The 20,809-nt window shown below is 50.5% G+C and carries 14 protein-coding genes; 1 reads left to right on the top strand and 13 read right to left on the bottom strand.

Features of this window, described 5'->3' with window-relative positions; translation table 11 throughout:
• Positions 1-49: 49 nt before the first annotated feature.
• On the bottom strand, positions 50-1,339 hold the full coding sequence (locus CX650_RS06925; protein ID WP_101095389.1) for a DUF2254 domain-containing protein: 1,290 nt from the start codon (positions 1,337-1,339) through the stop codon (positions 50-52).
• A gap of 172 nt (positions 1,340-1,511) precedes the next feature.
• Here CX650_RS06925 and CX650_RS06920 point away from each other — a divergent pair, with 172 nt between their 5' ends.
• Positions 1,512-2,450 carry a LysR family transcriptional regulator gene (locus CX650_RS06920; protein WP_039035788.1) on the top strand — a complete coding sequence of 313 codons (939 nt, stop codon included), beginning with the start codon at positions 1,512-1,514 and terminating at the stop codon, positions 2,448-2,450.
• 217 nt (positions 2,451-2,667) lie between these two features.
• On the opposite strand, the gene CX650_RS06910 is transcribed toward CX650_RS06920, so the two are convergent.
• The 12 genes from CX650_RS06910 to CX650_RS06850 all read right to left on the bottom strand — a co-directional run bounded on the left by CX650_RS06910 (position 2,668) and on the right by CX650_RS06850 (position 20,551).
• Positions 2,668-4,608, bottom strand: a complete 1,941-nt coding sequence (locus CX650_RS06910) for a multiheme c-type cytochrome (RefSeq protein WP_039035786.1) — start codon at positions 4,606-4,608, stop codon at positions 2,668-2,670.
• A 730-nt stretch (positions 4,609-5,338) separates the two neighbouring features.
• Positions 5,339-6,607: a serine hydrolase domain-containing protein gene (locus tag CX650_RS06905; RefSeq protein WP_101095388.1), complete on the bottom strand. Its 1,269-nt coding sequence runs from the start codon at positions 6,605-6,607 to the stop codon at positions 5,339-5,341.
• 587 nt (positions 6,608-7,194) lie between these two features.
• A complete protein-coding gene (locus CX650_RS20240; RefSeq protein ID WP_208622108.1) occupies positions 7,195-8,868 on the bottom strand; it encodes a hypothetical protein in 1,674 nt (557 codons plus the stop codon).
• 426 nt (positions 8,869-9,294) lie between these two features.
• Complete coding sequence (locus CX650_RS06895) at positions 9,295-10,404, bottom strand: hypothetical protein (RefSeq protein WP_157823004.1); 1,110 nt, start codon at positions 10,402-10,404, stop codon at positions 9,295-9,297.
• 790 nt (positions 10,405-11,194) lie between these two features.
• Positions 11,195-11,644 (bottom strand): hypothetical protein, encoded by a 450-nt coding sequence (locus tag CX650_RS06885; protein ID WP_101095386.1) that lies wholly within the window; start codon positions 11,642-11,644, stop codon positions 11,195-11,197.
• Positions 11,634-12,086, bottom strand: coding sequence for a hypothetical protein (locus CX650_RS06880; RefSeq protein WP_101095385.1), 453 nt, complete (start codon positions 12,084-12,086; stop codon positions 11,634-11,636). The genes CX650_RS06885 and CX650_RS06880 overlap by 11 nt, the downstream gene beginning before the upstream one ends.
• Positions 12,087-12,656: 570 nt before the next feature.
• On the bottom strand, positions 12,657-15,545 hold the full coding sequence (gene gcvP, locus CX650_RS06875) for an aminomethyl-transferring glycine dehydrogenase (protein ID WP_039034561.1): 2,889 nt from the start codon (positions 15,543-15,545) through the stop codon (positions 12,657-12,659).
• A gap of 114 nt (positions 15,546-15,659) precedes the next feature.
• On the bottom strand, positions 15,660-16,049 hold the full coding sequence (gene gcvH, locus CX650_RS06870; RefSeq protein WP_025009008.1) for a glycine cleavage system protein GcvH: 390 nt from the start codon (positions 16,047-16,049) through the stop codon (positions 15,660-15,662).
• Positions 16,050-16,072: 23 nt separating this feature from the next.
• Entirely contained in the window at positions 16,073-17,167 is a 1,095-nt protein-coding gene (gene gcvT / locus CX650_RS06865) for a glycine cleavage system aminomethyltransferase GcvT (RefSeq protein ID WP_101095384.1), read from the bottom strand.
• A gap of 249 nt (positions 17,168-17,416) precedes the next feature.
• Positions 17,417-18,628: an FAD-dependent monooxygenase gene (locus CX650_RS06860; protein WP_101052595.1), complete on the bottom strand. Its 1,212-nt coding sequence runs from the start codon at positions 18,626-18,628 to the stop codon at positions 17,417-17,419.
• A 2-nt stretch (positions 18,629-18,630) separates the two neighbouring features.
• The gene (gene ubiH / locus CX650_RS06855; RefSeq protein ID WP_101052597.1) at positions 18,631-19,902 is read right to left on the bottom strand and encodes a 2-octaprenyl-6-methoxyphenyl hydroxylase; all 1,272 of its coding nucleotides are present in this window, start codon (positions 19,900-19,902) and stop codon (positions 18,631-18,633) included.
• A 67-nt stretch (positions 19,903-19,969) separates the two neighbouring features.
• The gene (locus CX650_RS06850) at positions 19,970-20,551 is read right to left on the bottom strand and encodes a UPF0149 family protein (RefSeq protein WP_028779383.1); all 582 of its coding nucleotides are present in this window, start codon (positions 20,549-20,551) and stop codon (positions 19,970-19,972) included.
• Positions 20,552-20,809 lie beyond the last annotated feature (258 nt).

Below are 20,809 nucleotides of genomic sequence, written 5' to 3'. Positions count from 1 at the left end.
TGATAAAAAGTCCGCGATTAGCATAGCCGCAAGCTGAACCCTACGCCAGCTATCCGTTACCGGGCCCTTGCTGTAGCTCGGCGGCAAGCTTCCGAAGCAGTGTAACATCTGGCTCAAACGTCAGTGCCTGCTCGGCTCTTGCCAGCGCCAGCTCAGAGTGTTTACGACACACCTCGGCAAACTCTGCCCGGTTGGACAAGGCTTGAAAGGCTTTTTGCAGCCGAATATGAATTTCCACCAGCGCCGCACCATCCCGGGCGATCGGCATAAAGAAGTCATCGAACAGTTCTTCAAGACGTATCGGCAGCATCCAAACTCTGGGATAGGGAATAGCCTCCGGCGCCGGCAGATTCTGCTCATCGGTCACCTGCCATTTGGCTATCAATCTAACTCCGCGGCCAATCACATCTATCGCTGTGCCAGGATCATTCACCGCCGCCGACAAGGCCCTCGATGCCACTTCGGCCAATACCGATAACCCAAAGCGAGGGTCTTGATCGAAAGAACGTTCATTAGCCACGGTAAAAGCCTTGTGCAATGGTTGCAACTGAGCGTCATCGACACCGCCATCCTCGGCCTGAAAACTCAACCACAGCAGTGGCCGTCCCTGATGGACAAAGGCACCTGGCAATGACGTGATATAGGCTTCGGCGCCGTAATCTTCGGCCCATTGATTGATGCTGCCGAGATCCACATGCTGCACATAGCCTGTGTCGGCCGGATAGAGAGCTAAAGCCCCTTTGGGAATCTCCTCCTCTGATGCCAGGCGCTGCCCATCCAGCCAAGGATGCTCACAGCGCCGCTGGATAGCCGCTCCGGCCGCCTTTTCAATTCTGTCTGTGGTTTCCCCTACCCGGCCTAGCTTGGACAGATGATTGATCCAAACCAGAATAGTGGCCACTATCAATACCACCACTGCCACAGTCACCAGAAACAGTACCACCCGCCCCTCTTCGCCATAAACACCGGTACTGAGGGCGATAATGCCCACTATGCTGAAAACAAAGGAGCCGACAAAGGTGGCCAGCGCCTGCTGGGCAGTGGAGTCTTCCATCAACAGTTTGGTGGCTCTGGGGGAAATATTGCTGGTGGCTGCGCCATAGGCTGAAATCATCACACTCAGGGAAAAGGTGGTCACGGCCAACATGCTGGAGGCGAGGATATTGAGCAGCTTATCCACCGCATCTGCACCTATCATGCCCGACAGCGAAGGGGGAATAACCCCCTGCACCACTATCGCCAGCAATGCGGTAACCACCGCCAGAATCGCAAACAGCACAGTGCGCATCCAGAGTTTGCGGCTCAATTGCAACAGTCGCCAGCCCCATTTACTCAGCATAATCCCACTCCTTTGATGACTCTCTCCCTGGCCAGAATAGCAGCCTTTTGTTCTTTGGACAGGCAGATCAAACTGTTAGACTTGAGAAGGTGCAAACAAGTCCTATAGTGCAAGCCAGAGCGTTACCAGGACCTATTAGCGCCTTCCCTTAAACTTCTACCCTGCGGCCAGGATAATAATGAAAGTCGATCTCAACCTGCTTCCGGTATTGGAAGTCCTGCTGGAAGAACAAAGCGTTACCGGCGCGGCCAGGCGGTTGCACCTGAGTCAATCGGCCGTCAGTAAGCAGCTCAACCGCCTGCGGGAGTTGTTCAATGACCCGCTGTTTGAACGTAGCGCCTTTGGTCTCAAGCCCACTCCCAGAGCGCTGGCTCTGGGGCCAGAGCTGCAGCAATGGCTCAGGTTGGCCGAGCGGTTGACGCTACCGGACAAGTTTGACCCCGCCGCCAGTGAACGTCAGTTTCGTATGCACTTGGTGGAAACCGCCTACTCCCTCACCCTGCCGCATTTTATGCCTTCCTTGCTGCGCCAGGCTCCGGGGCTGGATATCAACTGCAAGACCTGGCACCCGGGCACCATGGAGCAGCTGCTGCGCTGCGAGCTGGACTTTGCCATAGGCTGCCGCGAGTGGGATCCGCGCTCGCTAATGCATATCAATAGCCTACCGGATGAACTCGAGTATCTGGAGCTGACCCGCGACAAGCCCATCTGTCTGCTGCCGCCGGATCATCCTGCGCTTGAGGGCGACTGGAACCTGGAGCGTTTTCTCAGCTTCGAGCATCTGCAGGTAGCCTTTGGCGGTATCGAACATTGGCTGCTGGATGATGTACTGGCACTCAATCACAAGACCCGACGGATCCGCGCTAACATCACTGACTTTCCTACTGCAATTGAGCTGTGCCGTCACAGCGAATTGCTACTATGCGCACCTGCCAAATATGCGGCCCAGGCGCTGCAACATGTTGAGCTGGCGACGCTGGAAGTGCCGATAGATCTAGTGCCAGGCGCATACGTGTTGTTGTGGCACAAACATTTCAACCAGGATTCGGCCCACAAATGGCTCAGGCAGATGATTGCCGACACAGTAATCCCGGCCAATACTTTAAGGTAAAAAACTGTTTGGAAAACGCCGCCAAGATGCTCAAATCCGGTGTTATCTTTTTTCAGCATATGCTGCAAACACCTGTAGCTGACTCTAACGGTCAAGATTACTTCAACAGTTCAAACATCGATCAAAAAGTCACAGTAATAAAAGGCCCGGTTCAGCGTCATCGGAAAGTTGAAAATTCCGGATGCTGTCCCGGGCCTATTAGCCTCTATCCTACCAGTTAATACTGATGGGCCTCAGCCATCCTCGCAGGGGTATGACACACGGAGCAAGATTCAACGATCGGAGCCGGATCGAATACATTGAATTCGGCGCTTTCGCCTTGATGAACGGCTGATGGCGTGACGGCTACATTAAAGTCACCACCTTGGGTACTCATATGAGCCTTGGCGGCCGGAGTGCTATGACATGCCGCGCAGTTCGCAGAAATGGCGGTAATACCATAGACACTGTTTTCATCAAGCCCGTTGAGCACGACTGCCGGCGCAACCTTTTCCAGATTGATCTCACCGGTATGACAAGCCACACATTCCACCTTCTTGTTCTTGTCTGTAGTAGGCATATCATTCACGCCACGTTTAACCTTGTAATCACCAAAGTGCATGTTGTGCACCAAAGGTCCCCAAGCCATAGGATAGTCTTCACCCTGTTTACCCGGAGCCCAGTTGTAAGCGCTGTGGCACTGGGTACAGGCATCCCCGCCGAGATCAAAGCCCCCCCGCTGCCCACCATGCCCCTGCAAACCTTCGGTATGGCAGTTAAGGCACTTCATGCCATCAGAGCTGGTACGACGCACCTCTTTGATATTGGATACAGTAATAGGTGCATTACCATCGGCATAGGCGATTCGACCGTCGACACCGCCCACCAGAACTTCACCTTCTTCGTATGGTGCGGCATGTTCAATAGTATAGGTATACGAACCATCCTCGTTGGTTACCCCTGCTGTAGAACGTGCCACATGGCCTTCATCACGACCAGGCAGTACAGCTTCACCATGTTTGACAATAGTTGCCCAACCACGGGGAGTCGCATCGCTGATAGCAGCAATATCCACGGATTTTCCATCGGCATCAGTCGCTTTTACCGTGACTTCAATTTGACTCTTATCGGCAGAACGCTGTACTGAGATTAGCTCAAATTGGTAACGGTTAAGGGCTTCATCCCGCGCCGCACCATTGTTATGAGCATACATGTAACCATCGGGTCCATGACAGGTCTGGCATGAAGCATCGGTAAAGCCGGTATGATTAACATTACCAACTCGATCGGCATCAAACAGGCCGGTGTGACAAGTCACGCAGCCATTAATGGAGGCTGTGAACTGAACATCATCGGCATGACAGGTAGAACAACGCTTCATGTTCATGGAGTAATTCCCCCATAAAGCCGCATGACCTTTGGAAACCTTACCTCCCTCGCCATCAGACATTTTCCCGTGACCTATCATTGCCAAGGTATTTAACGCATAGCCACCATCTTTTTTCTCTGTCTGGGTATGGCAACTCAAACAAGCTTCAACAATTACTACTTCTTGATCATTATTTAAGGCGTGATGGTGTTGGTGCCATCCCCAAGTGGAATTGCCTGTCGCTGCAGTAAACTCACCATGACACGCCACACATTTGGCATCTTCTGTAGTGCTGACCTGGGCATATTGATCTGTTTGAGTCAGCATTACCCGCTTAGTACGCGGCATACCATTATTACCATTACCCGGACGAATATAACCTATACCCACTGATTCAGATGTCACGCCTTCACGGGGCATAGACAAGGTATAAACCCCGTCACCTTCGTGAGTCAAAGTCCCCTTGGAATTAGACTCTCCGGCAAAATAAGTCATTGTTACTGTATCGGCAAGGAAGCCCTGCGCATTGGTTACAGTAGACAACAATTCGACCTTGTCTAAATCTTCAACGGGTACACCATCTTGATTTTCAACGGTAAACTCGACATTGACCAGACCATCACCAAAGTGCCAGTCCAGCACCTTGGCAACCGCAGATGTAGTCACTACTGGCGGCTCTCCAGGCGTACCGGGAATACCTGGGGTTCCGGGCTCACCCGGTTTTCCATCCTTACCGTCACTGCCACAGGCCGACACGCCTAATGCTGCAGCAATTATCATCACCATCTGGTATTTCTTTATTTTTCTCATTATTTTCCCCTAATGCGTAAGAGGTACTACGAAATGAGTACCAAATATTAGAATAGGAAAATAAAAAAATTTACTTTGTAAATAAGATCACAATTTAGACAAATAAAGTAAATACAATCAACATTAAAAACAACCCACCAACACACGAACATTAATTGAAACTTAATTTTAAATTAAATATTTATTAACCAAATAAAGATTTAACGAGAAAAATGAAACTTAAGTTTGAAAAGCAAACAATAGTTCAGCGTGCTTCAACCAGAAAGTTCAACGTTCCCATTGAATGAACAACCTATGCACGGCACATAAGCCCTGCACACCAAAACACTTAAAATACTGATTTAATTACTTAAAAACCATAATACGCTTGAGTTGGCGAAAAACAACAACACAGTATCTTTACGAAAAATATCTTTAAATTCAAAATATTGATAAGACATAAAGTTAAAATCAGCAAAAAACATCCAGCTTCGGCGGATAATTACAGCCAATGCTGACTTCGCGCATATTTTTAAAAGCTCAACACAATTTACCAGGAACGATATTAGTCACCGAAAAATAAAAAGAAGAATACACAAGGGACATTTTCGAATCCTTTTGAAATATCTTGCCAGACTCTATTTCCCTTAAAAGATATAAGAGTTTCCTCAGTCAATGCCGACAGATAGGTAATCATAACCACTATGCTGCTACAGGTTGCTTATCAGTGCATTATGCAGATAAGCAATATTCAGGGAATATAGAGCATGTTAATTAGGGCCGCCGCTATGGTGGTAGCCGGATCTTTGCCATCCACAGCCGGTGCCAGGTTAGTCCAAACCACCAGAGTCACCTTGTTAACAGGATCATGCCCCATAAAAGAGTTATAGCCGGGCAGCTCACCTGTATGCCCATAGAGGTTGCCAAACTTGGCGATCCCCAAGCCGTAATAGGCAGTGTTGGGATTCTCGGGATCTATCGGCCTGACACTATCCAGACGCCTTCGCTGCCAATCGGCATTCAGCAGTTCTCCGGCAACCAAAGCCTCTACCCAGGTTGCCAACTCATTGGCAGTGGAGATCCCGGCGCCGGCCGCCCAGCCCCAGGAAGGATTGGCCTCGGTTTGATCTATGGGTGCCAGAATGCCCTCTCGGGCTTCTTGTTGCATCTTTTCCGGCAGCATATAGGGTGGATCCATAGTCAACACATTGGTGCCATACATATAGCCCCGTGCCAAGGGCGTGGGAAGAGTATTCGAATGGATATCGGGAAACAGAGTCCGCTCAAGCCCCAAGGGAGCAAACAACCTCTGCTGCATCACAGCCGCCAGCGGCTTGGCATCGATTTGCTCGGCAATCAGTCCCAGCAAGACGGTATTGGTATTGGAGTATTCAAATGCGCTGCCGGGGGCAAAACCTGGCCTATGGGCAAAACTCATTGCCAGTAGCTCATTCTGAGTCCACACCTTGGTTGGCTGCTCATCAAGCGTCTGATTCAACTCGAGCGTTGTGGTGTAATTGAACAGGCCGCTGCGCATCGTAAGCAAATGCTCTATAGTGATCGACTCACCGTTTGGCACATTGTTGAGAAACATAGAGACAGTGTCATTCAGTTGCAATCGCCCTTGTTGCACCATCTGCAAAATCACGGTACCGACCCATGTCTTGGTATTGGAGCCCACCCTGACATGCTGATCAAAGTCGGTCGCTTCACTGCCGCCATAACGGGTTACCCCATAGGCGGTTTTAAAATCGCCCCTGGGCGTTCGCAGAATGACCACAGCGCCAGGCACCAGCATCTCCTTGGCCAGTTGTTCCACCGTCTGCTGCATCTTGGCCGTGTCGACAGGATTGAGCACCACCTCTTGCGAATCCGAATTGCAGGCGCTAAGCACACTCACAGAGACCAAGATAGACGCGTAGATAGGCAGATAAGCCCAACCCCCCTTGGCACTAACGGCCGCCTTATCGCCAAAGTAACTCGCTCCCAAGCCCACCCTACTCAACACTCGATTGAACATAAACAGCCTCTCCCTATCTGTTACCGCATACCGGCGAGCCAGACTATCCCGCCTTCCATTGCATCACACAAAGCTAGTCAGCTTTGGCATTGGATTCAAGTTGTTGTGAGAGAAATGGCAAATATTTCCAGAAGGAGGCCTAGCTGGCTAAATCCTTGGAATGGGGAAAATAAAGCATAAAAACTTTTGAAAAACAGGCAAATAGAAATACCACATAGGCAACTATCATTTTTATAGCCCTACCCTGCCTGAAATTTTAAATTTTGTATTCATTTATCACCTGAACGAGCCCAAATCGACTTAGATGCCAATGACTCATCATTAAAAGCATCTAGCATTGGGTACCCTGGCAGCTAGAGTCTTGACTCATTCAGTAATGGATGCGTCATTTTATTGTTGGCAGTGACGCCACCTTTAACTCGACGCTATACATAGGCATGTCTATTTATACTGTGCTACCAGTTAAGAGGCGAATAATCCACCGCCTAACTGGTAACCACTTTTTCGCATTAGGATAAAACTGAAATGCACTGCTTCATACTTTAATATAGGCTTGACTCACACCTATTGAGAACAGCTGAAACCGGTCAAAGAGCATCACACAACATTTCCCTAACCCCCTTACCACTCTTGAAGGCACAATCAATGGCTAATTGTCTATCGGCACTGAGGTTACCCATCTCCTGGTCAATTAACTCTGCACCTTGTTCCAGGGTATTGGCGTCCATCACAGTTTGAAAAAGCTGCAAATACCAGTTTTGGTTCGGCCGTAACGCTATTCCTTGTCTTTCAAAGTACTGACATGTCCGAATGATCACAGAGCATTGCATCATCACATAGGTGGATTTCACTTCTGTACGGCGCCATAACCGCTCTACGCTCATTAACGCAAATAAGCCAGACAATGTTTGAGCGAGTAAGTATTGCCCCACCAATTCAGCTGTATCTTGATGCCGATATTTTAAGTGGGAGTCAACAATGAAAAAGGTACTAAAACAACATTCCGCCATCGAAGTAACCAACTGTTTGTTTTCGGGGTATCCCTTGTCCCTCAAGCCGGAAACAACATCATCCAATACCACTTCGTATATGTTGGATAACAAAGTATCCAAAGCAGCAGGTAATTCAAGCTGCTCGTCAGTATCCGATACGGAGTCAGACTTACGCAATGCGACCACTAGCTCTTCGAGCATATTCGTCAATATCAAAACTTCGTTTTCAGAAAACTGATCCAAGTACTGGAAGTCATAATCATTGATAAACAGAGTTTTTTTATCACAGCGAATACTACGAATTTCACTTAAGGAAAAGCTCTCTACCTTTCTTAGCGTACCTTTAGCCCAAATGGCGTGAGGAGTCACAACCAGAAAATCTTTGGTTGTTTGCATAAAGGTGTTATCCACAATCATCAGGATATCGTAAGGTTCAATTTTACCCTCTGATATCTCAATGACTTTTCTGACTTTGTGGACTTTGATAGCCGGCGCGATTTGGATTTGCTGGGATAGACGATGCCTCTTGGCCACAGCGTTAACTATATCCAAGTATTCCCGCTGATAGCTACCTTCAAAAGCAGGCTTGGAACTGGATTCCTGCTGCGGCTTTTCAGGCGTAAGGCTTGCCGGTGCAGCGCTTTCAGCACTGACGCTCGCCGGCGCTGTATTGGTGATAGATACGTCACCATTTGCATCTGCTGCCGGAGTAACACTCTCGGTTGTAACGCCTTCAGAGGAAAGATTTTCAGTAATAGCGCTCGCCGAAGCTGTATTGCAGACAGAAGCTTCACTATTTGCATCTGCTGCCGGAGTAACGCCGGCTTGTGCCACATTCGAAACTTCAGCAGTTTCTGTCGTCCCTGTATTGCCTTGTATCTTTTGGGTCAGTCTTTCCAATAGTGTCAATAAAACCGCGGGCTTCATCCCGGAACCCGCCATACCAAAAGCACAGCCTTGCCCCAACAACAGCTCGGAACCGTCAACGGCATGCTCTTGACTGGTGTTTATCAACTCTTCCCACGACATTTGGTTTTTTGCAGAAGTTGTAGTCCAGTCATTTTTCCAAAACAATCCTTCAGATGTAAATGCCAGACCATTTTTTGCAGAACCAAAAACCGTAGAATCGACTATGGCATAAATATTGACTGACGCAGGCATGCCATAACATGCACTGGCATTTTTAGCTTTCTTACTGGGTATGTTGGGAGCAACAAAAAGCCCATCAGAGTGGAAGTTCTGCAAAATCTCCAGCACATCTATTTCCATTTATCTTGTTCCTTGTATAAAACCGTGCTCAATACTTAGCTATGTAAAGCATTGATATCATTTGAGTAAGGTTCAGGATAAATGTTACAAGCAGCCTTCTGCAATGCTTTCTTAGCGGAAATTTGAACTCTAACGACATCATCAATCCTGCCCCTGCGTTCTACAGATTCTACCGGGTGCCTGCAATGACAAGCACGGCCATATTGAACTGCTTAAACACTCCATCAATGGCGAGCTTAACCAAGGGCCTTAGTCGGTTGTTCAAAGGGTCGGATGGTACGCTGGGAGCGGTTATGGAGAAAACGAGAGTTTCCGTAAAAATCATCTATTTCAATGGACAAGAAGCAGCCCAAGCTTTTAAAGCAATATGATAGGGATAGCTGGCTCTTATGAGCAATAAAAGCCAGCCTAAATAAAAAATCAGATTTAACATTCATTAACTGGAACTCTAAATACGTATTTTAGAGCACCTACCTGATAGAAATAAACCGTACAAGTTTGGTACCCGCCGTCACTAGATTCGCCGGTATTTTCACCAACATTGCTGAAGTTGGAGGGACCACCTGATGAGTTTTTAAAGTCACCGCTTTCACCTAGTGTTTTTAACTTGCTAAGAATGCAGGGTTCAGTAAAAACGAGAGGGCCATTTTTCCCCTTCAACTGTGCTAAAGTATAGCCTCCAGCGACGACTGAAAGATCATTCAATGTTAAATCAATTATTGGTGTAGCTGCGATGTTGTCATTTTTAATAACACTTAAGTCAAATAGAAGATAATCTGTCATAAACCCACCGCCCTCAGACTGTCTAAAGCCGAACTGAAGTGATAAGGATGGATCTTTATTTGTATAGTTAAGACCTACTGTTCCCAGCCGATTACTTAGAGTTACTTGTACATCATTTATATCGATTGACGAACCATTCTTACTCAATACAGCATGAATATCCTCCAAAAGACGAGTACCGCTAACTACATCTGACTTTAATTTATTTTCTATATCTGTTAATTTATTTGGATCAACTATAGCAGCAAGTGCAGTATCGGTTGGGCAACCGCTTGAAACACCAGAACTGCTACCCTGCTTACTATCATATAATCCAACTTGATTAATTCCAGCTGAGATAATACCAATCTCGTCTCGACGGATTTTATTTTGTTCTAAAACTGATTTTTTTAAGGCTCCATAGGCTAGCCCGGCATCTGACAAAAGAGACTTTTTTTCTGATGTTATAGCAAAAGGCCAAGTCGTCGCTTTATAAGCTGTCCCATCAAACCCATGCCCTACACTGAAACTATAAACAACACCGGTATTTGGATTGACCAGGGCTATTTTATTGCTCGTTGAGCCACAAATCATATTATCTGGTGTCATGGGTTGAGTTCTGTCTTCCGGGTAACAATTTAGACGTGGCGTAAAATTTTTAACAGCAAACTGTCGTGCACTAGCATCATTTGTACAACTTGAGCACAAATAGTTCTGAGTAGCCATTGATGAAAATGGTAGAATCCCTACCAGTAAGAGAAATATTTTTTTCACTTTACACCTCCTTGTTAACACCACCAGTACCAGCTTATAACCCACCAGTCAACCACCACAACAATTGTTCTTCAATCACCTTTTTAATGCTGGGTGATGTAACCTATTAGCCTGCATGGTTTATGCTGACCTGAACCCTATTCGCGCTGGAATAAGCAAAACCCTGGAGGACTCAGACTATAGCAGCATTGAATGGCAGATACGGGCGGGGATACTGGGTAAAAACACCTGAACTATTACCCTTTGGCGACAATAAACGGTATAACATGCCACAAGGATTGCACTTTGAAGCCAAGGATTATTTAATAACAGGTCGATGATACCGGATACATTATCCGTCACAACAAGCGCAGCCATATTGAACCGCTTACCCATCGATAACAGGCTCAAGCTGACGACCGGCTTTAACCATGTATTCAAAGGGCCGGACAGTACGCTGGAGCCACTTACAGCGCTTTGTAAAGCCAGAGCTGTGGATCTGCAACGACGGCAAAGGCAAGGAGCAGTTAATTGTCGGAAGCTTTTTAGCTGAATCCCCGAGGCTCCCTGGTACTAATCTCGGGGAAAGGTCACCTCCAATCGAACTTTATTCGATTTCAATAATCTCTGACATTCGACTATTACACTCACTTCAATAGTCGAATGGCCTTAAAAGGGTTAAAGAATTATGTGCTTCACTGGAAACATCATGCTGTCACTCACACAGGCGACTAGAGCCTTCACTCAGCTAATCCTGAGTATTTCTATTATTTTCGGTTTTCCATTTATTGTTTCAGGGTGATTACATTTGTTATGCATTACCAATACCAATCATCGTTCCAATATTCTTAAATATACTACTTGTAAATGTTTGATTCATAACCATAAGCCGCTTATCATCTGCAACAACATTTAGCCCAAATGGCTTCAAATTCAGTAGTTTTACATCAATTATTCCATCGTCCAATTTATAACACTCTAGAATGATTCCATCGGGTGTTGTAATTTTTATGGATTTTTTTGACTCTAGAACAACAACTTTGTCGTTAGTTGAAAAATTATCCTTAACAAGTGGGTACCATTCACTCCCCTCGCGATTTGTTGGAATATTTATCCAAACCCTAGGCTTTTTTCCGTCACCGATCAAGATAGGAACAAAGCCATTAAAAGAAAGGAGTAAATTTACATTTTCTAGTGTATTAGTTCCTAGCACTATTTTTTGGGGGGCTTTATAACCTGATGGGAGTTCATCAACTTTCATCTCTTCCTCCCTTTGTTAAATGAAGGTGGCGTGGCTTATTTTGTTCAAAATGATTATCAATAACACTAATTAATTTATATTTTTCTTTGTCTTCTTCAGATTTTAATTTGCATTTCAACATGTAAGATAATATGCCACCGACAATAACAGCGATAACTTCCCAGATTTCAAGTGTTGGATTTTGTTTTGCAATTAATGCTGCAATAGATTTGCAAATAACGGATAGAACCACACCAGCCGTTGCACCAGATACTAAAGCAAACCGAAAGTCTACAGCGTTTGACTTACGGAGAATTGAATATTCGAATCTTGTTAAATCAAATGGTTTTTCAGCAATATAACGCTCTGGCTCAGAGTCGATATGACCAGGCAAAATCAACGGTTCGTCGAACATTCGCCCCTCATATGATTGTGATTTTGTGTCTTCCAGCTCTTTGCTCATAGGCTTTCCGCCCTAATGATTGTTTTTTACACAAGAGTTATATGGTACAAATGCACGTTTTAGTTTTCAGCGGAGTATGAAATAAAATAGAATTCATCCTAATATCCTTTTGCAGCTAAATGCACAAGTGCGGTTTTCAGTCCTAATGGCGCCAAGATTTAACGCCGCAGTAGCGAGTCCAAGCAGCAATAATAGCGCCACTGCCGAAGAGAAGACAATGAAGCCGAGCATTTTCGCCGCGCAGTTTACTTGAGTAAATGAGCAGCGAAAATGATTGGATGAAGCCCTAACTAACTGTGCTCCACTAAACCATAATTGCGTTGCTGACGAAGCACTCTTTGTGTAAACCCAAGCCGGGGGCAAATCGATGGCGCCAGCGCGCAGTTGACTGATGTCAATGAGCACTGGCGCCAAGATTTAACGCCGCAGTAGCGAGTCAAAACAGCAACCATGGCGTCACTGCCGAAGAGAAGGCAATGAAGCCGATCATTTTCGCCGCGCAGTTTACTTGAGTAAATGAGCAGCGAAAATGATTGGATGAAGCCGTATTATCGAGGCCAAGTAGCCATGTTATTCGTACTCAGACATGGGCACACAGGCACAAAACAAATTCCTATCCCCATACACATCATCAATACGATTCACGGTCGGCCAGAACTTATTGGCCTTGACTGTGGCATTCGGGAATACCGCCAGTTCGCGATCGTATGGACGGCTGTCGAAGGCGGGATCCATGATGTCGGCTAGCGTGTGTGGTGCATTGTGCAGCGGGTTATTGTCCGCAGGCCACTCACCGGCTTCGACCCGGGCGATTTCACCGCGGATGGCCACCATGGCTTCGATAAATCTGTCCAGCTCGGCCTTGGACTCAGACTCGGTCGGCTCGATCATCAAGGTTCCGGCAACCGGGAAGCTCATGGTCGGAGCGTGGAAGCCGTAGTCGTTGAGACGCTTGGCAACATCCATTTCGGTGACGCCGGAGGCTTCTTTCAGCGGGCGCAGATCGATAATGCACTCGTGAGCCACACGGTCATTACGGCCGCGGTACAGCACTGGATAGTGCTCTGACAGCTTCTTCATCACATAGTTGGCGTTGAGCATGGCGTTCTGGGTTGATTCACGCAGGCCCTTGGCGCCCAGCAGCTTGATGTACATCCAGCTGATTGGCAGTATGCTGGCGCTGCCGTAAGGCGCGGCAGAAACGGCGCCGTTGTTGTCGCTTTCGCGGCCCGGCTTAACCAGAGTATGACCGGCAACGAAAGGAGCCAAATGCGCTTTTACGCCGATAGGGCCCATGCCTGGACCACCGCCGCCATGAGGGATGGCGAAGGTCTTGTGCAGGTTGAGGTGGGAAACGTCCGCGCCGATAAAGCCGGGAGTGGTCACCCCCACCTGGGCATTCATGTTGGCACCGTCCAGATACACCTGGCCGCCGTGTTGATGGATCACCTCACAGATCTCCGAGACGGTTTCTTCATACACGCCGTGGGTGGAAGGATAAGTGATCATGATGCAGGACAGGTTGCCCGCCACTTCGGCCGCCTTGGCGCGCAGATCTTCCATATCCACGTTACCGCGCTTGTCACAGGCCACAACCACTATCTTCATACCGGCCATCTGCGCCGAAGCCGGGTTGGTACCGTGAGCCGACTGAGGGATCAGACAGACATTGCGGTGCCCCTCGCCGCGGGATTCATGGTACTTCTTGATGGCCAATAGACCGGCGTATTCGCCGGATGCACCCGAGTTGGGCTGCAGGCACATGGCGTCATAGCCGGTGATTTCCACCAGATAGTCAGACAGCTCATTGAGCAGCTTTTCATAGCCCTTGGCTTGATCCAGCGGGCAGAATGGATGCAGGTTGGCAAATTCCGGCCAGCTGATAGGCAGCATTTCGGCGGTGGCGTTCAGCTTCATGGTGCATGAACCCAGAGAGATCATCGAGTGGTTCAGCGCCAGGTCTTTGTTTTCAAGACGCTTGATGTAGCGCAGCATCTCGGTTTCGCTGTGGAAGCTGTTGAAGGTTGGATGCGTCAGGATAGCCTCATCACGCAGCAGCGCCGCAGGGATGGACTCACTGCCCTTGGCAAGGATTTCAGCGTCCAGTGCCGCCACATCCAGGCCATGACCGGCGCCCAGAATGATATCGAACAGGGCTGCCAGATCGTCAGCAGTCGTGGTTTCATCCAGGCTGACACCCAGAGTGCCTTCGGCATCAATACGCAGATTGCTCTCGGCGGCAATGGCACGGGCCAGCACGGCGTCTTTGTCGGCCACTTTGAAGGTCAGAGTGTCGAACCAGCTAGCGTTGACCAACTCAACGCCCTTGGCCTTGAGGCCGGCGGCGAGAATGTCGGTCAGACGGTGAATACGCTCGGCTATGGTCTTCAGCCCTTGTGGGCCATGGTATACGGCGTAGAAAGAGGCCATGTTGGCCAGCAGGATCTGCGCGGTACAGATATTGGAGTTGGCCTTTTCGCGGCGGATATGCTGCTCACGGGTTTGCATCGCCATCCGCAGCGCTGTGTTGCCGCGGCTGTCTTTGGAAACGCCTATAATACGGCCAGGCATGGAACGCTTGTGCTCATCTCGGGTCACAAAGAAGGCGGCGTGCGGGCCACCATATCCCATAGGCACGCCGAAGCGCTGCGCGCTGCCAAAGACCACATCGGCGCCCAGACTACCGGGAGACTTGAGCAATACCAGCGACATGATATCGGCGGCAACAGCCACAACCGCTTTCTGCTCGCGCAGCTTGGCGAAGAGTTCACGCTGATCGTTCAGCTCGCCTGTCTTGCCGCTGTACTGAAACAGGGCACCAAAGAGTTCATGATTGAGCGCTTCCTCGGCGGGGCCTACGACGACTTCAAAACCAAAGCATTCGGCGCGGGTCTTGACCACATCCAGCGTCTGCGGGAATACGTCATCGGCAACGAAGAAGATATTGGCTTTCTTGGCCTTGGATACCCGTTTGGCCAGCGCCATGGCTTCGGCGGCGGCAGTGGCTTCGTCCAGCAGCGAGGCGGAGGCCAGATCCAGGCCGGAGAGGTCCATCGACATCTGCTGGAAATTCAGTACCGCTTCCAGACGACCCTGGGCGATTTCCGGCTGGTATGGGGTATAAGCCGTGTACCAACCCGGGTTTTCCAGCACATTGCGCAAAATGACGTTAGGCACTTCAGTGCCGTAGTAGCCCATGCCTATGTAGCTCTTGAATACCTTGTTCTGCTTGGCCAGGCCCTTGATATAGGCCAGACCTTCGGCTTCGCCACAGGCTTCGCCCACGGCCAGATCCCGGTTCAGACGAATCGACTCCGGTACTATCTGCGCCGTCAGATCTTCCAGTGACTCGGCGCCAACATAGTTCAGCATCTCTTGCTGCTGCAGGGCGTCGGAGCCGATATGACGACGGATAAAGAGTTCGTGCTGCTCTAACTGAGTGAGGGTTTGCTTGGTCATGATTAACCTTGTTCCATGTTCGCCGGTATCCAGCCGTAGGGAGGCGGTGTACCAGTCTCTTTATTTAGTGGTAAAACAAACGAAGCCCCGGAGGGCTTCGTTTTTCAGCGACGCTTATTCTTCGTCGATGACAGCCTGATATCCTTCGGCATCCAGCAGGTTATCCAGCTCAGACAGGTCAGAAGGCATGATACGGAAGAACCAGCCGTCACCGAATGCATCGCTGTTGACCAGCTCAGGGCTGTCTTCCAGCGCTTCGTTGATGGCAATCACTTCACCGGACAGAGGGGCATAGATATCTGAAGCGGCCTTAACAGACTCGGCCACAGCGCAATCCTCAGAGGCGCTGACAGTGTCGCCTACTTCCGGCAATTCAACGAAAACCATATCACCCAGCAGCTCCTGCGCATGTTCAGTGATACCGACTGTGTAGCTACCGTCTTCTTCCTTGCGGATCCATTCGTGAGAAGAAGCGTACTTCAGTTCGCTTGGAATATTGCTCATTATTCTTGTTCCTTTCCCGTGTTTTAGAATGCTTGTTTACCGTTACGCACAAAGCCTGGCGCCACTACTTTAACAGCGACGCGCTTCTTGCGCATTTCGACTTCGGCCGTATCCCCAATGGAGTTCGGTACCCGGGCCATCGCAATAGAATAGCCCAATGTCGGTGAGAATGTACCGCTGGTGATCACGCCTTCCTGCTCTTGGCCGTTGGCATCGGTAAAGAATACCGGCATGCCGTGGCGCAGCACGCCTTTTTGCTCCATCACCAGGCCAATAAACTTGTCGGCTCCGGCCGCTTTGATGGCTGTCAGGGCTTCACGACCGATAAAGTCACGATCGCTCGGCTCCCAGGCAATGGTCCAGCCCATATTGGCGGCCAATGGGTTAATGGTTTCGTCCATGTCCTGACCGTAGAGGTTCATCCCGGCTTCCAGGCGCAGCGTATCACGGGCGCCCAGACCACATGGCTTAACACCGGCATCGAGCAGCGCTTGCCACAGAGCTTCGGCTTCTTCTGCCGGCACGGTAATTTCGTAACCTTCTTCACCTGTGTAACCTGTGGTAGCCACAAACAGGTTGCCCGCCTGCACACCGAAGAAAGGCTTCATGCCTTCAACGGCCGCGTTTTGCTCGGCAGTGAACACAGTGGCGGCTTTGGCCTTGGCGTTAGGGCCCTGCACGGCAATCATCGCCAGCTCAGGACGCTCTGTCACTGTGACATCATAGGGCTTGGACTGCTCGGCAATCCAGGCGAGATCTTTGTCGCGGGTGGCTGAGTTGACAACAACCCGGTAATGGGTGTCATCGAGATAATAAGTGATCAGATCGTCAATCACCCCGGCTTCATGGTTCAGCATGCCGCTGTACAGCGCCTTGCCGGAAACCTTGAGTTTGGCGATATCGTTGGCCAGCAGTTTACGCAGGAAGGCTTTGGCGTCGCTGCCGCTGACATCAACAACCGTCATATGGGAGACGTCGAACATACCGGCGTCCTGACGCACTGCGTGATGTTCTTCTATCTGCGAACCATAGTTGAGTGGCATCTCCCAACCATGAAAATCAACCATCTTGGCATTGGCTTCCAAGTGCTTGTTAAAGAGTACAGTTTTATTAGCCATTGTTATCCCTTCTAGTCGGGGCTTTACAGTGTCACCCAGGGGCAACACTGAGTTAAAATGCAGCGAAATTATACCCTGCGTCACAAATTTGTATACAAGTGATTTTTCTAATCCGAACTATTATGGATTAATTTTTCTCATGGTTTGCCTGTAATTTTTTTACAGCAAATCACAGTTAAAGCATAAAAAACGCCCAAGAACGACTGTTTTTGGGCATTTTCCTTCACATTCGGCTAACCGGGATGAAGATTATTCAGGACGGCACAGACGCGGCAGCTTGAATTTGTGCCCCATGGCCTGTTGCATGAACACTGTTTTCAGCCCAGCGAAATTGTCCACTAAGTTGAGACCGAGATCGCGAATCGCCTTCTTCAAAGGATTACTGCCGGCAAACAACCGCTTGAACCCCTCCATGGCGGCTATCATCTCCATCGCCTCGGCCTTGCGCCAGCGCTCGAGAGCGCGCAGTTCGCCATAGGCGCCAATATCCTTGCCTTCACCGTGCAATGCCGCCACGGTTTCCACTATGGCGCCGGCATCGAGGAAGCCCAGGTTAACCCCCTGCCCCGCCAACGGATGTATGGTGTGCGCCGCATCGCCGGCCAGCAACAAACGATGGCGGGCGAAATGGCGCGCATAACGCATCCGCAGCGGAACACTCCGGCGTTCACTCTCCAGCTGACACAGGCCCAGTCGACCATCGAAGGCGGCGGTCAGCGCCCGGGAGAAGGCCTCATCATCCAAAGCCTGCAAGGCTTCGGCCTTTTGCGGCGGCACCGACCAGACGATGGAGCAGAGGTCGCTCTCATAAAGCGGCAGAAACGCCAGTGGGCCGTCGGCACTGAACACCTGGCGGGCGCAGTCACCATGGGGCAACTGAGTGCGAATGCTGGCGACTATGGCGTGATGACCGTAATCCCAGAACGTCAGTGGGATCTGGCACTGTTGGCGAACCCAGGAGTTGGCGCCATCGGCAGCCACCACCAGGGCGGCACTGAGGTTATCGCCGTTATCCAGCGTCAGCCAGGCTTCACGCTCACCAAAGGCGATACGCTCAAGCCGGGTGTGTTCCAGCAGTGTCAGCTGTTCCAGCTCTGCGGCTCGCTGGGCCAGGGCGTAGTGAATGGCATCGTTTTCGATTATGGTGCCAAGGGAAGTCTCGCACTGGCTCTGGGCATCAAACTGGATGCGCCCCATGCCGTCTTTTTCCCAGACATCCATTTTGCTGTATGGCCCGAGACGGGACTTGTCCAGATAGGCCCAGGCACCCAAGTGTTCAAGCAGCGCCTGGCTGGCCTTGTTGATGGCACTGACCCTCAGGCGCGGCGCACCCTCGACCGGCGCGGCACCGGCGGCATCTATCACCACCACCTTGAGCCCGGCCTGCTCCAAACCGCAGGCCGTTGCCAGTCCCACCATACCGCCGCCCACCACGGCCACATCATAGCTTTGGAAATTCATCGTCACTGACTCCTGGAAAACAAACAAGCAGCCGATTGCCTGTGCCACCCCATGGCTCTGTGGGCCACCGGGGTCTTGAGAGGTGGACACCAGGAGAGGATCCTGAGTCCCAAATTACGTCCGGCCACCAGCGGCCAGTAGTTGTTGGAAAAACCGCGCACCAGAAACTCAATATTGTTGATGGTCTGGCGTCTGTCCTGCTCACGGGCGGCATGATAGGCATGCAGCACCTGGGCTGCGCCTGGGTCAGTGCCTTTGGCCAATACCGGCTCCAGCGTTTCCAGCACAGTGACCAGATCCCTGAGTCCCAGATTGAACCCCTGCCCGGCTATCGGGTGCAGAGTCTGGGCGGCATTGCCCAAATAAAGCGTGCGGTGATAGATGGGTCTTGGCATGTAAGAGAGACTCAGTGGGTAACGGTGACGCTCCCCCACGGCCACAAAACGCCCGGCCCGATAACCGAAGGCCTGTTGCAGCTGCTGCAAAAACTCGGCCTGCGGCAAAGCTTGCACCCGCTCGGCCTCTTCATGGGGCAAGGCCCACACCAGAGAGAGCCGGGCCTGGCCGTCGCTGTCGCCCATAGGCAGCAAAGCCAGCGGGCCGTGCTCGGTGAAGCGCTCCCAGGCCATGCCATTATGGGGCTTGTCGGTAGCAACATTGGCGATAACCGCGCTCTGACCAAACTCAAACTGCTGCAACGCCTGTTGCTGCTGGGCACGCACCGAGGAGTTAACCCCATCTGCCGCCAGCAATAAGCGGCAGGAAAGCCGCTGACCATTACTGAGCGTTAAACTATGGCCCGCAGCCGAGGTTTGCAGCTTCTCGAGACGCGCCGGGCAATAAAGCTGGATATCACTCTTGCCGATGGCGCCAAACAGCCGCTGGCCGACCCGCTCGAGTTCCACCACCTGGCCGAGGGAGTCCAGCGCAAACTGCTCGGAGTTGAGTTCTGTCATGCCGAAATGGCCGCGATCCGAGACATGAATATCGGTTATCGCCGTGCCCAGGTCTGCAAGCAAAGGCCAGATACCGAGGCGCTTGAGTTCAAACACTGAGCCATTGGCTATGGCGATGGAGCGGGCATCGAAACCAGGATGTTGCCTGGCGGGATCGAAGGCCTCGATAACGGCTATTTTCAGCGGACGGGAGAGTTTCCTGGCCAGGTCGGCCAGCCCCAATGCCAAGGTGGCACCGGCCATGGCGCCGCCGACAATGGCGATATCCAGCTCAGTGCATTCCTGACTCACAGCTTGGGCGTCAACTTGCGGGTTCATCTTTCCTCTACTCAGGCACGCTCAATGGGTGCCGTCACAGAAAATGACCGGGCGAACGGGCGCCCTGTCAATGCAGCGTATTATTGTCTTGTGTTTCGGCGTCGAGATCAGGCAACTCTGGGCCGAACTCTGAATAGCAGAGAATGGCGGCCATGCGAACAAACTCCAGCAGCTCGAGATATGCACTTTCAGATTCGTCATCGTCGGCAACATCGAACTCTACCTGGGCAATTTCCGCCAGATCTTTGATCACTTCACGAACATCTTCCGATGCCTGATTCAAACCCGGTTGAATAATGGCGATGCCGGTGAGGAAGCTCTGGGTCCAGAGCGAGAGCGCTTCGACCCGCACTGTCAGAGGTTCTTCCTCTTCCGGCAGCAGCAGGGTGAAGCCAAAGTCTGGATCCTGCAGTCGATTGACGGTATCACCAAAAAGTTCGGTTATCAGTTGTGTCAGTTCGTCGGGCAGGCGCTGACCGTCGTTCATCAGCTCGAGCAGTGGCTGATACCAGGCCTGCTCCTGCTGTGGCACGCCGCCACAAATCAGGCCCACCAAAGCGCCATGCACTTCAACCGGATGCTGACCTATGTCGGCGTTGTCGAGCGCACTGCGCAGGCTTTCGATACGTAATGAGGGTGGGGTTGCCATAAAGCTGTCCAAGTATTGAATTTACCCCCGTCATGCTAGCAGAGTTAGGGGTGGCGACCAAGACTCGAATCTTACCCAAGCTGCGAGCCAGGTCGTGCATTTGCAATGCATCCAGGCTTCGCCGTTTAGCTACTGCCGGGATTTTGCGCCAGGGAAGCTCATAGAACCAGCAGCCGACGCAACAAAGTGGCGCTTGTCTTGCACTTTAACGCTGAGCTAGATATATTCCGCCACAGAGCCAAAGAAAAGGATCCCGTG

It is taken from the genome of Shewanella indica (assembly GCF_002836975.1).
Classification (GTDB): domain Bacteria; phylum Pseudomonadota; class Gammaproteobacteria; order Enterobacterales; family Shewanellaceae; genus Shewanella; species Shewanella indica.
The sequence above is the reverse complement of the archived record's forward strand: the minus strand, read 5'-3'. Positions and strand labels throughout refer to the sequence as shown.